9 protein-coding genes are annotated in these 15,051 nt (G+C 60.4%); 5 read left to right on the top strand and 4 right to left on the bottom strand.

What is annotated here, in order from left to right:
- Positions 1–35 precede the first annotated feature (35 nt).
- Entirely contained in the window at positions 36–1,817 is a 1,782-nt protein-coding gene (locus tag XI08_RS00045; protein ID WP_271572831.1) for a caspase family protein, read from the top strand.
- 19 nt (positions 1,818–1,836) lie between these two features.
- Positions 1,837–2,484, top strand: coding sequence for a DUF4384 domain-containing protein (locus XI08_RS00040; protein WP_271572830.1), 648 nt, complete (start codon positions 1,837–1,839; stop codon positions 2,482–2,484).
- A 27-nt stretch (positions 2,485–2,511) separates the two neighbouring features.
- Here XI08_RS00040 and XI08_RS00035 read toward each other — a convergent pair whose 3' ends face one another.
- Complete coding sequence (locus XI08_RS00035; RefSeq protein WP_271572829.1) at positions 2,512–3,504, bottom strand: hypothetical protein; 993 nt, start codon at positions 3,502–3,504, stop codon at positions 2,512–2,514.
- Positions 3,505–3,640: 136 nt separating this feature from the next.
- Positions 3,641–5,524: a caspase family protein gene (locus tag XI08_RS00030; RefSeq protein ID WP_271572828.1), complete on the bottom strand. Its 1,884-nt coding sequence runs from the start codon at positions 5,522–5,524 to the stop codon at positions 3,641–3,643.
- Positions 5,525–6,498: 974 nt separating this feature from the next.
- On the opposite strand from XI08_RS00030, the gene XI08_RS00025 reads away from it, so the two are divergent.
- Positions 6,499–7,059 carry a hypothetical protein gene (locus tag XI08_RS00025; protein ID WP_092183599.1) on the top strand — a complete coding sequence of 187 codons (561 nt, stop codon included), beginning with the start codon at positions 6,499–6,501 and terminating at the stop codon, positions 7,057–7,059.
- A gap of 680 nt (positions 7,060–7,739) precedes the next feature.
- On the top strand, positions 7,740–8,699 hold the full coding sequence (locus XI08_RS00020) for a hypothetical protein (RefSeq protein WP_271572827.1): 960 nt from the start codon (positions 7,740–7,742) through the stop codon (positions 8,697–8,699).
- Between the two features lie 70 nt (positions 8,700–8,769).
- Here the strand turns inward: XI08_RS00020 and XI08_RS00015 are convergent, their stop codons facing one another.
- A complete protein-coding gene (locus tag XI08_RS00015; RefSeq protein ID WP_271572826.1) occupies positions 8,770–9,441 on the bottom strand; it encodes a hypothetical protein in 672 nt (223 codons plus the stop codon).
- A gap of 79 nt (positions 9,442–9,520) precedes the next feature.
- Between XI08_RS00015 and XI08_RS00010 the strand changes: the two genes are divergently transcribed.
- A complete protein-coding gene (locus XI08_RS00010) occupies positions 9,521–9,880 on the top strand; it encodes a hypothetical protein (RefSeq protein ID WP_271572825.1) in 360 nt (119 codons plus the stop codon).
- A gap of 217 nt (positions 9,881–10,097) precedes the next feature.
- Here XI08_RS00010 and XI08_RS00005 read toward each other — a convergent pair.
- On the bottom strand, positions 10,098–15,051 hold a 4,954-nt coding region (locus XI08_RS00005), incomplete at its 5' end, for a VCBS domain-containing protein (protein ID WP_271572824.1).

The following is a 15,051-nucleotide window of genomic DNA, read 5'->3' as shown; positions in this document are numbered from 1 at the left end:
CAGAATGGATAGGAAGGAAGTCGAGGTGGATCACGATGCGGATGCCCAGGGAACTTGATTGCGGGATCAAGCGGCTATGCGCCACCATCGGGCTCGCTGCGTTGATCGGGCTGATATCCCCGCAGGCGCATGCGGCAGGAGGATTGTCGATCAGCAATCCGGACGGGGCGGCGGTGCGCGCGCTCGTGATCGGGATCGATGACTATCAGCACGTGCGGAAATTGAAGGGCGCGGTCGCCGACGCCACTGACATCGTGACCAGCTTGAAGAGCATGGGGGTTGGCGACGTCGTCGTACTGACTAACGCACAGGCCGACAGGGCAAGCGTCTTGCGCGAGATCGGTTCACTGGTGGAGCGGACCAAGAACAACGACCTCATCTTTCTGTCGATCGCAGGTCATGGAACCCAGGAGCCGGAGCGCGTCAAGGGCTCGGAGCCGGACGGGATGGAAAACGTGTTCCTGCTGCCAGGCTTTGAAACCACGCCAACCGGGTCCGTTGAGCGTGTTCTGGGCAGTGAGTTCAACCATTTCATCCGGCAGTTCGAGCTTCGCGGAGCGAAGGTGATCTTCGTGGCTGATACCTGCCACGGCGGCGGTATGGTGCGCGATATCGATCCGCGTGCCGCTGAGATGAGCTTCCGGCAGGTCCCGCGTTACACGTTGCTGGTTGACGAACTGAAGCCGGTGTCGGACAGCAACGATCCGAAGTCAGAACTCGATCTTGACCACACGGCGTTCCTGGCTGCGGTGGACCGCTACACCAAGGCGCCGGAAGTCCGCATCCCTGGCATCGATGGCCTGCGCGGGGCTCTCAGCTATGCAGTCGCGCGGGCGGTGGAGGGGAGCGCGGACATCAATCACGATGGGAAGGTGACGCTCAAGGAGCTCTTCAGCAATGTTCGCCAGGTGGTCTATCAGCTCTCGGACCAGCGCCAGAACATTGTGACCATATCATCGCCGCCTCAGACGCCGGATACCGACATCGCCTTCGAATTGACGCGCGGTGTCGTGCTGATTCAGGGGCCGGCCGCGAGAGCGGCCTCCGGCCCGGCCGGATCCGGGGCGCCCGTCGAGGGACAAGCGCCCGCGCCGCCGGCTGTCACGGCCAAGGCACCAAACATTCCCACCCTTGCCGCGGCAACGACCAAGGAACTTCCGACCGGCGACGCGCCGGCCCCCCTCCGTCTCGCTGCGCCAATCCGGCTGGCGGCGCTCGACGGCAAGACGAACTATTTTGCGAGCGTGGTGCCAAAGGATGTTCCCGTGCAAGCTGTTCAACCGACGGACAATCCCGACCTGATCTGGGATCCCGTGTCGCACGACGTGATCGCGTGGGGCGACGTAGTCGCCTACGGGATCGACGTTGCCAGCCTGCCGACGGTCGTTGACCGGACAGCGGCAATTCGTGAACTGAAGCGCATTGCGACCCGGTCGCCGCAGATCATGCGCATCTGGCCGGACGATCGCCAACAGCGTGCTGGCCAGACGGTCGAAGTTGATCTGTCTGATGTGGGGTCAAGAGCGGTGTTGCTGTTCAATGTGTCTGGCGATGGCACCATCCAATTGTTGTATCCGGTGGGTTCCGATGCTGCACTGGCCCGATCGGCGAGTTTGCGCCTACCGCTCAGGGTCGGCGAGCCGTTCGGTGCGGAACAGATCGTTGCAGTGACCTCGCAGCAACGCATGGTCGATCTTGAGACAGTCCTGATGCAGCTCAACCGACGCCGCGCTTCGGGGCAGGTGATCAAGAGCCTCGAGCGGTACTTGCCTGCGGACGCGCGGATCGCCTCGATCGGCTTCTTCAGTGCTCCCTGACTTTTAGGGAGAGCAGGCCATGCCGTCATCGCAGCCGATCCGCCGGGAGCGACCATGGCTCGCATTCCTGCTGCTGCTGGCGAGTAGCGGAGCTTCGTCCGCAGCACCGTTGCCGTCGGCATCGCTGAATGTCGGCACGACGTATGCACCCTGGCTTTGGCCCGTACAAGCGGCGCGCAGGCCGGCCAATATCGCGAGGGTGTCCCTTCAGATCCTGCCGGGTCAGACCGTCAACCTCGGCGGCAAGGTCACGTTCGGCGTCACCGCGAGGAAGCCGGGATATCTCATTCTCGTCGACGTCGACGCGGAAGGGCGGATGTCCCAGATCTTTCCGACTCCCGAGCTATTGGCGCAGTCGGACGGACGCGACATCAATCTCGTCAAGCCCGGCGTCGAATTCGTCGTTCCAACCCCGGCGGCTCGGCAGCGTGGTTTTGAATATGTCGTCTCACCGCCGACTGGGTCAGCAGTAATGATCGCCATCCTGAGCGAGCGGCGGGTGCAGTTGCTCGATTTGCCGGACTTGCCGCGCAAGCTACAAGATCAGGCCGAGGCGCTGAGCTATCTAACGGCCTGGACCAGTGAGCTGCGTGTGCCGGACAGCGGCAGCGGAAAGCTGGTGACGAATAATTGGTCGTTCGACGTCAAATCCTATTCCATCAAGTGAGCCCGGCAAGGCCAAGGCCTGTGAAGGCTAAAGCTTGCTCAGCCGACTGAAGAAGCCGCCCCGGGCGATCATGTAATGAATGTCCTTTGGAAAGGGAAAAGCGCTGCGAACGTTGGAAATCGCGCCCTGAAGGAATTCCCCGCGCTGTGGCGCCGGCTTGTGGTGCAGACGCGGCTGGTCAGCGACCTGCGGTATCATGAAGCGATCCACGTAAGCCGGGTCCAGGTCGTTGACCCTGACCATCTGGCCAAATGCCGGGAACAGGTCGTAATGACCGACCCTTACGCTAAGGTTCTTGAGAGCAGGGCGTTGTGGCTGCGCTTGATTGCCATCGGCCGTCGCCAGCCCGCGCCCGATCAGGTCCAGCTTCACCGATTGCGGGAGAGTTGATGGACCATACACGATCTCGAGCGCGCGGCCGCTCTGTCCAGACAGCCACTGGTACCAGAAGGTCGCATCGTCGGGCCGCGCATTGGCACCGTAGAGGCAGTCAAATCCCCAACAAGCCGTCAGCTTCCCCTGATACTTTCCAAGGCTCCCGACGAGATTGCGCATGCCGTTACCACCGCCGGAGTGGCATGCAATGATGAGCTTGCCGATCTGGAGCTGAGGAATGGACGTCGAGGAGAGACCCAGGAACCTGGCAAGAGCTCCAAGAATCTCCTCGAGATAGCGTTCGCCCCAGTTCGCGGTTGCCAGGTCAGACACGCTGTAGTTTCCGGCAAAGGTGTCGCCAACGGCATATTCGTAGCCCAGGAACGGCGCGATAAGCACCACGTCCTTGCCGGAATCCCGGACTTGTTCGCGCAGTCGCGCTGGATCGTTGTGGAACAGGAACTCATGGTTTTTGACGTAGAAGCCGTGAAGCCAGATCACGACATCGAACTTGGTGGCGGCTGTTGGGTGCTTTGGCGGAAGATAAACCGCCGTCGGCTTCATGCCGGGCGCCTGCCGCTTCGTGAAGAGCGTCACCCCTGGAAAGGCGTTGGCGTCCTTCTGCTCGAGCTCACACGCCACCACGCAGGTCGCTCCGCTTCGGCCAAGTCAGACACAAGGTCGTCGACCGAGCCGAGGTTAGGCTCAGCGGCTCGGCGCACTCGAGATAATCCGGCGTCCCGATAGCTTCCTGACGCCGCCGGCGTAGCGTCTCGCCGCGCTAGTTGCAGACCTCGGCATTGGGATTGGCGTAGGGGCCACCTCCGCCGCGATATTCGAGATGGCAGCCGCGCTTGACGGGGCGGCACAAGAGGTCATTGCAGTAGATCTGTCCGCCGGCGCCTGATGCGCTGCGCTTGGCACCATCCGCCTGCGGCTTCGGGCTCGCCTGTCGCGGCGGAACGTCCGCTGTCGGCTGCCGACTCTGGCGGGCCGAACGATCCGCGCGCGACGGACGGTCATCCGTATTGCTCTTGGCAACCGGCTTCTTCCCGCGCTGCTTCTCGCATTCATTGTCGCCGTTGAGGAACGAGCCCTCGGCACAGGTGATTTTGCTGCACTGGTCGCCGTCGGGCCTGTAGCCGCGATCGCAGATCAGCGGGCAGACCCGCGATGGCCTAAGCTTGATCGCGTCAAGAGCATCCAGACTTGCAAGCTTGACGTCCAGTTTGGTGCCTGCGTGCCGGTTGAAGAGAGCCAACGAGCGCTGTGAGGCCGCATTCCATTGGCCATCGACGGGGCCGGCGAAGCAGCCGACGCGGCTCAATTCGCCTTGTACGGACTTGGCGATATCGGCTCTTGCGATATCGGTCTGGCGCGGCTCGTCGCTCAGTGCCGCAAGCTTGGGCGTCTTGCTGTCCTCACCGGGCGCAGCGGCCGTGGGGTTATCCGCGACGGTACTCTCAACGGCCGGCTTATTCCCGGAGAGTGCAGCGACGATTGTAGATTCGGATGCAGTCCGTTTCCGTTCCGCCTCGGTGGCCTGCTCCAGCGCCGCTTGCTTCGTCCTCTCGGCGGCAATCCGGGCCTCTTCCGCAGCCTTCAGATCCGCGGCCGCCTTCTCCTGTTCGGCACGCTGGGCGCCCTGGGACATCAGGCGAGCTTGTTGCTGCTCGGCCTGCTGCGCTTTCGCCGTCGCCGCGACGCGTGCGTCCTCGGCCTCGAGCTGATTAAGCTGCAGCTTGGCCAGATTTGAGTAGTATCCGTCCGGATGCTGGGTCAGGAACGCGTTCAGAGCGGGCTTGTTGCGGAGCTGCAAGGCCAATTCGTAATCGCGACGAATTTCCGACTGCGGGTTGGCTGCTTGTATCGGCTCCTCGGCCTTGGCAGCCGGAACAAGTGCAACATCTTCGCCGCCCAGCGAGCCGTAGACATAGGGCTCCTGTCGGTTGCCCGTGGCTTGCAAGACATCGTCGCGGACGAAGCCGAAAGCCCTGCGCAAGTCGAGCCCCGGCTTTGCAATATACTTCACGAGAGCCGTCGCGTACGGACTATTCTTGCTGTTGCCATCCAGTGCGGTTAGTCCGGCTTTCGCGGCAAACGCGATCAGCGTGTTGGAGACGGCAGGTTCGACCCTGGCCAGCCCGCGGCTGATTGATCGCGAGGCAACTGTACGCTTCATTGAGTCGGCAAACGGATTGTTGCGGCACGCGTCGACGATCACAACGCGCAGCTGCCTCGCAGGCTCGATCGCCAGCAGGACACGGTCGAGCGAGAATGCTTCGTCATAGATATCCGTGTCACGCTCGAGTCTGGCGTCTGTCGGGATCAGATAGTTCGTTCCGTCGATCTCGATACCGTGGCCAGCATAGTACACCAAGGCAATGTCGGCATTGCGGGCCTGATCGGCGAATTCTCTCAGGGCCCGCCGCATGTCGGTCGCGGCGAGGTTGAGCCTTGAGTCAACCACATCGAAACCTGCGCCCTTCAAGGTCGCGGCGATGGCCGCAGCGTCATTGGCCGGGTTTGGAAGCAGTGGGGCGTTTTGATAGCTGGAATTGCCGACCACCAAAGCCACGCGCTTTGTCGCCCAGGCTGGCTGAGAGGCCAGGAACAGCGAAGCGGCGAGAAGAAGACAAACCCAGAGGTGCCTGTACAATCTCATGGCGAACACCCAACCTATGCCCGTAGAATGGTTACGTCGCGAGGACGGCCGCGTAAGAAACAATTCCTGAATTCGTACGCTACTGGCGGCTGCTGCATACAGTACCGATCTCGAGCCCGATCCATTCCTATCTGTTGTTTTGAAATGCGGAGGCGTTCAAAAGGTGCGGAGGATTATTGCGGCCGGGCGTTGTGCGCCGATTCATGTGGATGATCGGCGCCCGCCAATGTTGTGCTGTCGTGCGACCTCGGTATAAGATATTGATATAAAACAGTTATTATATTCCTGCTGGCCTGCTCGCGGCAGCGCACCAGAAGGCTCTGGCGTGGCTCAAACGAAAGTTCCGCTGACGGCGATCGAGGGGACGTGAAGTCCAAGGACGGGCTCGCGGATCGACGGTCTCGGTCGCAGCTTGCATTCAGGTCAGCAGCGCGGAGCAAGGCCGTCAGTTCGGCTTCGGGCAGTGATGGACTTTGCCAAGAATTCGCGTCCATCGAGCTATGGCTTGGCGGCCACGAAGCCGTAGAAGTTCTCCAGAAGCTGATCCTCCGTGAGAGAGGACGTTCTTGTGGCCCTTGTACACGTAATCTCCCCAAGTGAAGACCGTCATCTTCAAAGTTCCCGCCGGAGCGCTCGATCTTCGAGCGCAGGACGATCCGATGACGAGCTTGAGCCTCATCGAGCCCGACGTCGCCTGATCCGACGCGTCGAGCAAACTGAGCGTCGATAAGCAAACAGACGCGGTAGCCCGCGGCAAATAGCCGGCTCGCCCTGTCTATACTGCCGGTGCCCGACGGTGAAACACGAGATCGGCGTCTTCTTGGATGTCGGTGTAGCCGGCGCGGTGAATCTCCATCGGGGTCATGTCCCCCGGACATTGTTCCTTCGGTAGAGTCGAAATGAAACCGGTCCTCCGAATTGCGGAGGACAGCGCGCGGAGATACAATCGTAAATTCCGAACTTCGGAGAAACTAATGCCTATTCCCTTGAGGATTTACATCACGCCATTTGCCGAGAGAGGGGTCGTTGAGCCCAGGCAATGGAGCAGCGACACGGCCAAGAAGGCGCTCGACGTGGTCAATACGATCTGGTCAAAGGCCAAGATCGCGTTCGTGATCAGCGATTGCTTGATGGAGAAGCCGCTCGACATGGCAAAGAGCGCACGCAGCAATGATCAGCGATTGCTGGGTGTTCTTACCTCTCGGCACGATCCGGACAATGCCGTCCACATCTACCTCGTCAATTCGATTGAAAATCTATCCGCTGGCGGAGGCTCATACCCCAATAGCGAACCCGAGCCGGCAAGCTTCGTCCAGTGGTATGGCAATGACCACGCCAATGGACGTGCCTGGGCTCACGAGCTTGGTCATCTGATGAGCCTTGATCACGTCGAGATCGATTATTCCAATGAGAAGCAGGCGGCGCAGCGCGTCAAGAACCTCATGACGATAGGATTGAGCGCTGGCTCCGACTTGACTGGCCAGCAGATCGATGCAGCCAAAGGCTCAAAGCTGGTCAAGCGATTTGGCGGGTAAGTCGTCGGCCGACCGCAGAAGTCGTCGCCTCCGTCGTCCTGCAGATCGCGCGTGCGCGCGAAACGATCCGAACGTCCTCTGCACGAGGCGGTCTCAACTGAATTCAGCCAAACGATTGCATTGTAGCAATCGGCGCAGTCGTATGCTCCCAACCCGACGTCGAGGCGGCCGGACTTACGGCAAGTTCCATCGCGCCAGACCTCGTAGGCGGAGCTCTTGGCGAGCCCCTTGTCGGAAATCGAAAAGCAATTGAATGATTGCGTTTCGCGCATGGTAGCGACAGCCTTAGTGAGAGTAGCTCGAGGAAACGACGCCGGGTTCCTGTTCGCGAGAACCTCTTCGCTCCAGTTCAGACGTTTAGCTGCCGTTTTGACAGCGGTTGGGTAAGGGCTTCCAAGTCTAGGGAAATTCCGCGAAGTCGTCGTGCTGTACGAGTTCCACGGCCTGTCCTACCGCGACTCCTCCTAGGTCGTCGCTGCTCCGATCGCGACAATGATGTCGCGTTGCACAGCGCACACTGCTTCGGCGCCAGATCGAAATGGGAAGAAGATCACAACCTTCGTTGTAGCTGCCGATTTCATGAACTTATCTTCTCTTGCCCGCACTAAAAACAAGGCGGTCCTGCGCCGTCCGGCCGATCGCCGACGAGTTGCTATCTGTTGACTGCAGGTCGAAGAGACATGTTTCACAAAACTGGTCCGGGCAGGGTTGACGTCGATCTGGATTTTTCAGGAGTGGGGGTTCTGCACGCGCGGCTCTGGAATTTCGATTTCGATGACTTTGCCGGCTACCAGTTTCGGGGCTTGAAGAAAGAGCATTCCGAATTTCTGAAGAGCAAAGTGGTACCCCTACTCGAGGACGACGCCGGTCAGATCTGGATGACGGGTTCCGCGAGCCGGATCGGTGCGGCCGATTGGAATATGACGACGTCGGCCAACCGCGTGATTACAGTCGCGCGGTCTCTGTCCGAGATGGGCATCCACCCGGAGCAAATGCAGACGCACGCCATCGGCAATACGCAGGCGGCAAATCACAGGCTGGACGAAGACAGCGATAGATCAGTGGTCCTTTGGGTGCTCCCGAAGGTCTATTTCGAACCGATCATAAAGCCAGACTTGCCGCGACCAGTTCCGCCGAAGCCAAAAGTCAGTCGAAATTTCAAGATAGCCATGCTGCTTGAGGTCGACGGTTCGATCTCGTTCGCCGCGAGAGCGGCCATCAAGCGCATCGTGAAGGGCAGGGCTGGAGCCGGGATTGCGTTTGCCAGCGCCTTGTTCTCCATATGGGACACGGAAAACAATTTGAAGTGCACCTACGTCTATGCGGCGGTCGGCCTGGGCTTTGGGTTAAGCCTTCCGAAGACTGGCGGTAGATCGGGTACCCTGCATGGCCCCTGGAACTCGTTTACGACTGAAAAGCCAATCTCCTGTTCGCAGTTCGGCAAGTCGATGCGCTTTACGACTATCGGCATAGGCGATGTGAGCAAGAACTGGATTCTGCTGGAAACGCCCAAGGGGGTGAAGGACGTCTACTTGAGCATCAGCACCGGCACGACCATAGGCGGCGGCGCGTCGACATACCCAGCCCATCTGAGCGCTTTCGTCCCGCTGGAGAGACCAAAGCCGTTTGGCGGGCCGTGAGTGAACCGGCTCATCGTAACTTTTAGCCCGATATCGGCTCCGCCATGTACGCCGGACACCGTTTCAATGATCACAGCACGCATCCGCAGCGGGCGGATTGAGCATAGGCCAAAAGCCGAAGGTCAGCTCTAGAATGCGCCTCGCAAAAGCGATCGATGATTTGGGTCACCTTCTCACTGTAGTCTCGTTGCCAGTGTCCCAACCCGTGCAGAGCGCTCTCCCGACAAGCAATCGAGTTGAGGTGAAGGATCCGCTCCATCGTACACAGCGCGCAATCGTGGAGAGTTGGCAGGTCCGGATCATTGGCAAGAGCCAAGCTCGGAAACACATCCCACCACATATAGCAGACACAGTTTAGTGTCCCCGCATCGGCTTCGCCCAGGTGAGACAAGCTGGGAGTGCACCGCGGCTCGAACAATTTCGCAAATAATTCTGCGACAGACTTCACGCAGCGGACACGGTCTTTGATCGGCACATCAGTTGAACATAGCCATCTGCTATCGCCGCTTGCGCTCGTATTTGCGAGGTAAGTTAAGCCTTGTGCGATTTGGCTGTCGGCAAATCCCTGTAATGCGGTCTCCGGGTCTTCAAACAGTCGCGTGAGATAAGACACAGCTTCTGCTGGTGGCGGGTCCCACCAATCATGTTCGGGATCGAAGTACCAAGGTAATTGCTGAAAGCGGACCTCGCGTCCAAACGTGTGATCCAGCCAATCATCAAACGAGAGCTTTTGCAGGCGCATCATAAAGTCCGCATTCTCGGAGACATGAAGCGTACAATGCTATGCTAGACTCGGAATTAAGCCAACGCGCGACCAATCGATGAGTGAGACCGGTTCTTCACCTTGCCCCAATGGCGGCAGCGGCCCGTTTCATAAGCCCGATCTCGAAGGCATTGACGAACACGCCCTCGGGACGCCGCTCCAGCAGGCGCTCCAGGTTCGCCTTCGGGCGGGGAGGGCGGCCGACCTCGTGCATATCTTCAACATAAAGATCGAATTGCCGACTGGAAGACAATGTATGGCGAATGTCGCTCACGAGGAAAAGATCTGGCAGGAGATCGTTGGGGCAAAGGATAGGGCCCAGGCGACACGACAAACCCGGATACGCGAACTGGAACTACGGCAGGCAAGCCAGCCAGCGGAAAAACCGCTCGGAGCCAAAGAGCGCGACAGCTCGTGATCGGGTTGGCGCTCGATAGCTACAAACATGATCCAAAACTGAGCTGCAGCCCTGTGCCGCAGGAAATTGCCGACAACCTCGCCAAGCACGGCATTGTCTTGGACGTGGACACCGTGCGGAAGTGGTTGAAGCAAGCAGCCGGGCGAATAGTTGGCATTACGCTCCAAGATATACGCGATGAGGATGTGCTCCTTCGAAGATCGCGATTGACCCGCTTTTAGGCCAGATGGAAATCGTGGTAGCTGACCAACGTTCCCGTCGTCTTATCTGCCTCAATCTGGAAGCCGGTGGGATCAAAGCTACCCAACAAAGCAATGTTGGCGGTATGGGATCCGTCGGCGATGCTCAGAGTCCCACCGCTGCTGTCGGCGTTGGGGGTGTAATTCAGCGTCGGCGCGTTGGCGAAGCTGAAGTCGAGAAGATCAATATGATCGTCTGCGGTCATCCCGGACACGGTTCCTGAGAAATTGAACGAATCGCCAAGGATAAGGGTTCCGGTTGCGCCTGTCGCAAACGTGGTATTTTCCGCCGAAGCATGAGCAAACTCCAGCGTCGCGGTCCCGCTGATCAGCGCTGAACCGTTGCCGCTGACGTTGCCGTCGATCGTGACGTTGCCGTCGTTGGCCCACAACATGCCCGTATTGATGACGTCGCTGTGAATGACAAGCCCGCCGGCGCCGGTGGCCTCGAGGGTTCCGGAGTTGGTGATGGCGTTGGTCCCGGTATCAATGTCGAGAGAATTGGTGCCGGTAGCGATAATGGTGCCCTCGTTGACGAGGGTCATCACGCCATCCCCGAGGTGTCCCGCGCCGGCGATGATATTGTCCACGTTCGTGAGTGTGACGTCCGAGACCGTTCCGGTGATCACGTTCTCGCTGCTGTCCGTAAGGTCAACGTGGCCACCGCCCAGCAGGGTGATGCCGAACTCGATCAGCTGTAGATCGGCCTCGCTTCCGGTTGAGTTCAACTCAATCGTGCCGGTGTTGTCGATGATGCCGGAGAGCGGCAGGATCGCCCCGTCACTGATCACGATGTGGCCGGCATTCTCCGTGACCGGCGTTTGATCGAACACGAAGTCATCAGCCGTGAGCGAGTCGGCATCGACCCCATTCAACGTGATCGACTGACCATCGGCGAGCGTGAGCACCGCGTTGCCGGCAGCGTCGTTGGTCATATGCGACTGGATATCGCCGAAACCGGTAAAGTTGGCGTAGCCGATCAGATCGATCTGATCCGAGGCGGCGTCGAAGCTGTAGATCACGTCATGCCCGATCGGCTGGGAGAACACGAACAAGTCGCGGCCGGTCGAGCCGGTTAGGTTATCGTCGCCTGAGAGCGCGAAGATTGGGGAGCCGCGTCCATAGGCTTCGACGTTGTCGGCGATCATGGCCAACTCGGTGCCGCCCGTAGAATCAGTCCAAGTTTCCGATATATGCAGCGACACCGCGCCCGCGTAGTCATCAAGCGTGGTGATAGAGAGCGCGGTGACGTCGTTTGTCTGCACCGACCAGGTCCCATCGCCGTTGTCGGTGCCCTCGCTCAGCGTCCAACCCGCCGGAATGCCACTGATGCTGATGCTGACCGTGCCAACGTGATCCGGCGGGTTTGTCAGTCCAAGGTTGATGGCTTCGCCGGCAATGCCTGCGGGAGCGAGATGAGCCTGATTGATGTTGGTCAGGGTGACCCCTACGAGATCGACCAGGATGTCGTTAGCGGCGTTCGGAGTTGTGCCGACCTGCTCAAAAACATAGCTATGAGCAGTTCCGGCGATGTTCGCGACAAAAGCAACCGCTGCGCCGGTGCCGGTGGCTATATCGTTGTTGTGAAGGTACTGCACTACGGCTGCGACGTTAGCGGCGGACGTCAGGGTTAGTGCTGACGCGAAGGCATTGGCATCATCGAATGTGATGACGCCGTTCGTGATGGCATGCGATTTCACCGTCTGACCGGAAATGGTCAACGTGGAGTCAGTGCCGTTAGTGCCGGCAGTATTGGCCGTCACGTTGGTGACCGGAAGATCAAGGATGTCGTTGGTGCCGGTCGTGGCGAAGTCGTTGATCACGTCATAGCCGGAAATCGTGCCGGCATCGCCGGTGCCCCCAACGGTGCCGAGAGATTGTCCGCTGTTAATGACAAACGTGTCGCTACCAGCTCCGCCGGTCATTGTATCAGCGCCGCTGCCTCCGGTAATGCTGTCGGCGCCCGAGCCGCCGGCGAGCGTGTCATTTCCGGAGCCGCCGATCAGCGTGTCATTCTGTGCTGAACCGGTGATGGCCGCCGCTGCGCCGGTATTGGTGACCGTAAAGCCGTTGGCGCCGGTCGCCGCGCTCAGGTCAGCGGCAAAGCCGTTGCTGCTCAAGTTTGCCGTACCAGCGTTGCTGGTCGATGACGTGACCGTAAAGGCTGCCGTGACGGTGGCGTTGGCCGTGGCCCCTGCGCTTACGACAAGGACATCATTCCCTGAAAGATCGGTGATGCTGTCAGTGCCAGAATTGACGTTGAACGTGTCGTTGCCGGCACCACCGGTAATGGTATCGTTACCCAAGCCGCCGGTGAGGGTGTCGTCGCCCGAGCCAGTCTTGAGAGTGTCGTCACTGTCTCCGCCGACAACAATGAAAGCTCCGGACGTGACTGCGCTTGCATCCAAATTGAGCTTTCCATTGCCACCGATACCAGTCGCGTCGACGGTCAGTGTTCCATTATTTTGGAAAGTCGAAAGGAACGTTACGTTATCGGTATGATTTCCGCTGTTGGTGTCGACCAGTTTCAGAACTTCAAAATTTGTTAGAAAGAGGTCTCCCACGCCATTCCCAAATGTGAATGGTCCAGGGGAGCCGCCAGTGACGATGAGCGTGTCTGTGCCGGTTCCGCCGGTGATGCTATCTGTACCGTTCAAGGTCAGATTGGTGGCATTTACCGTATTCGTGCCGCTGGCGTAGAAGATGACGTCGGTCGGACTCGTCGTCATGGTCCCTGGGTTAGGGCTTTCCTCATTGATGGTAACGGTGTCGCTATCGCTCAATCCACCCTGATCCGTCGTCGTGATCGTCAAAGTATCGGCGCCGACCAAAGTGTCGGTTGGATTGTAGAGAAGACCATTCAAGGCGTTGTTGATGTTCGCGCCCGTGCCGGAGAAGGTCATGGTCGCGTCGGTCGTACCGTCGCCGGTGGTGAACGAGAGGCCGGTTGTACCCGATAGCGTCAGCGTGCCGTGCGCGACCGACAGCGTCACTGTCTCGGTCCCAGCGCCTACGTCAACGTCCGAGATTGAGATGAGTTTGGCGCCATTGAATGTCACATTGGTATTTTGCACCGCCTCCTGCGTACCGGGCACCGTATTCACCGGCGCATCGTTGGCGCCGTTGATGGTGACCGTCACCACCGCGGTGTCAGTCAGGCTGCCGTCGCTGACGGTGTAATTGAAGCTATCGGTGATCGTGCCACTGGTATTGAGCGCCTGCACCGCAGCGTCGGTTTCGTTGACGACGTAGGTGTAGCTGCCATCGGCGGCAATCGTCAGCGTGCCATGCGCGCCAACCAGGCCAACACCCAGCGAGCCCGCGGTGCCGGCACCTTCGGTGCCGCCAGTGCGGATCGCAGTCACCGTCAGGCTGCCGCTGTCGACATCCGTGTCATTGGTGATGACGTTGCCGGTCGCGTTGTTGCCGCCCGAGCCGTTGGCCGTGCCGCCCTTCTCGGTCGCCGCGGTGGCGCCCGCGCTGGCGCTGGTGTCGTTCACAGCCACCGGGGCGTCGTTGGTTCCGGTGACGGTCACCGTCACCGACTGGGTATCCGACGCCGCGTTGTTGTCGGTGCTCTGGACCGTGTAGGTCAGCGTCAGCGACTGGCCGGCGGCCAGATAGTCGAACGCCTGCGTTCCGGAGTTGAATGTCCAGGTCAGGTTGTGGGTATCAGTCGGATCCGCCACCAGGCCGGATGCCGGCGCCACGCCGAGCATCGCCAGCAGCTGGGCGTTGGTCAGCCCAAGCCCCGTCGTGGTGCCCGAAGCGACCACGGCATTTACCGACGAGCTCACCGTGTCCGACAGGTCCGCATCGGTCACCGTCAGCGTCCCGCTGATGGTGAGGCCGGCATTGGTCTCGGTCAGGGTCGCGGTCGCGGTGTCGGGCGTTCCCGTTGCGACGAGATGGACGTCCGGCGCGTCGTTGGTGCCGGTGACGGTCACCGTCACCGACTGGGTATCCGACGCCGCGTTGTTGTCGGTGCTCTGGACCGTATAGGTCAGCGTCAGCGACTGGCCGGCGGCCAGATAGTCGAACGCCTGCGTTCCGGAGTTGAACGTCCAGGTCAGGTTGTGGGTATCAGTCGGATCCGCCGCCAGGCCGGATGCCGGCGCCACGCCGAGCATCGCCAGCAGTTGGGCATTGGTCAGCCCAAGCCCCGCCGTGCTGCCCGAAGCGACCACGGCAGTTACCGACGAGCTCACCGTGTCCGACAGGTCCGCATCGGTCACCGTCAGCGTCCCGCTGATGGTGAGGCCGGCATTGGTCTCGGTCAGGGTCGCGGTCGCGGTGTCGGGCGTTCCCGTTGCGACGAGATGGACGTCCGGCGCGTCGTTGGTGCCGGTCAGGGTGATGGTCAGCGTTGCACCCGAGGTGGCGCCATGCTCGTCGGTGACGGTGTAGTTCGCCACCACATCGGTGGTCGCGCCCTGCGCCAGATGCTGGTAGGCGGCATTGCTGGCATCGAGGCTGTAGCTGCCATCCGGGTTCAGCGTCAGCCCGGCGACCGCGCCGGTCTGCGCATAGGTCAGGATCGCCCCGTCATCGACGTCGCTGTCATTGCCCGCGACCGTGCCGGTGATGGTGCTGTCCTCGCTGCCGGCATTGGTGTCGGCGACCGCGACCGGGGCGTCGTTGGTGCCGGTCAGCGTGATGGTCAGCGTCGAGCTCGAGGTGGCGCCGTGCTCGTCGGTGACGGTGTAGTTCGCCACCACATCGGTGGTGGCGCCCTGGGCCAGATGCTGGTAGGCGGCATGGTTGGCATCGAAGCTGTAGCTGCCATCCGGGTTCAGCGTCAGCCCGGCGACCGCGCCGGTCTGCGCATAGGTCAGGACCGCCCCGTCATCGACGTCGCTGTCGTTGCCCGCGACCGTGCCGGTGATGGTGCTGTCCTCGCTGCCGGCATTGGTGTCGGCGACCGCGACCGGG

The organism is Bradyrhizobium sp. CCBAU 11361 (genome assembly GCF_028128935.1).
In the GTDB taxonomy this organism is placed as follows: Bacteria; Pseudomonadota; Alphaproteobacteria; order Rhizobiales; family Xanthobacteraceae; genus Bradyrhizobium; species Bradyrhizobium niftali.
Note: the sequence above shows the minus strand (reverse complement) of the source record. Positions and strands in the feature narration are given on the sequence as shown.

Coding starts and splice junctions, on each gene's coding strand:
- XI08_RS00045 (WP_271572831.1), top strand. CDS start 36: ATGCGGATGCCCAGGGAACTTGATTGCGGGATCAAGCGGCTATGCGCC.
- XI08_RS00040 (WP_271572830.1), top strand. CDS start 1,837: ATGCCGTCATCGCAGCCGATCCGCCGGGAGCGACCATGGCTCGCATTC.
- XI08_RS00030 (WP_271572828.1), bottom strand. CDS start 5,524: ATGAGATTGTACAGGCACCTCTGGGTTTGTCTTCTTCTCGCCGCTTCG.
- XI08_RS00025 (WP_092183599.1), top strand. CDS start 6,499: ATGCCTATTCCCTTGAGGATTTACATCACGCCATTTGCCGAGAGAGGG.
- XI08_RS00020 (WP_271572827.1), top strand. CDS start 7,740: ATGTTTCACAAAACTGGTCCGGGCAGGGTTGACGTCGATCTGGATTTT.
- XI08_RS00015 (WP_271572826.1), bottom strand. CDS start 9,441: ATGCGCCTGCAAAAGCTCTCGTTTGATGATTGGCTGGATCACACGTTT.
- XI08_RS00010 (WP_271572825.1), top strand. CDS start 9,521: ATGAGTGAGACCGGTTCTTCACCTTGCCCCAATGGCGGCAGCGGCCCG.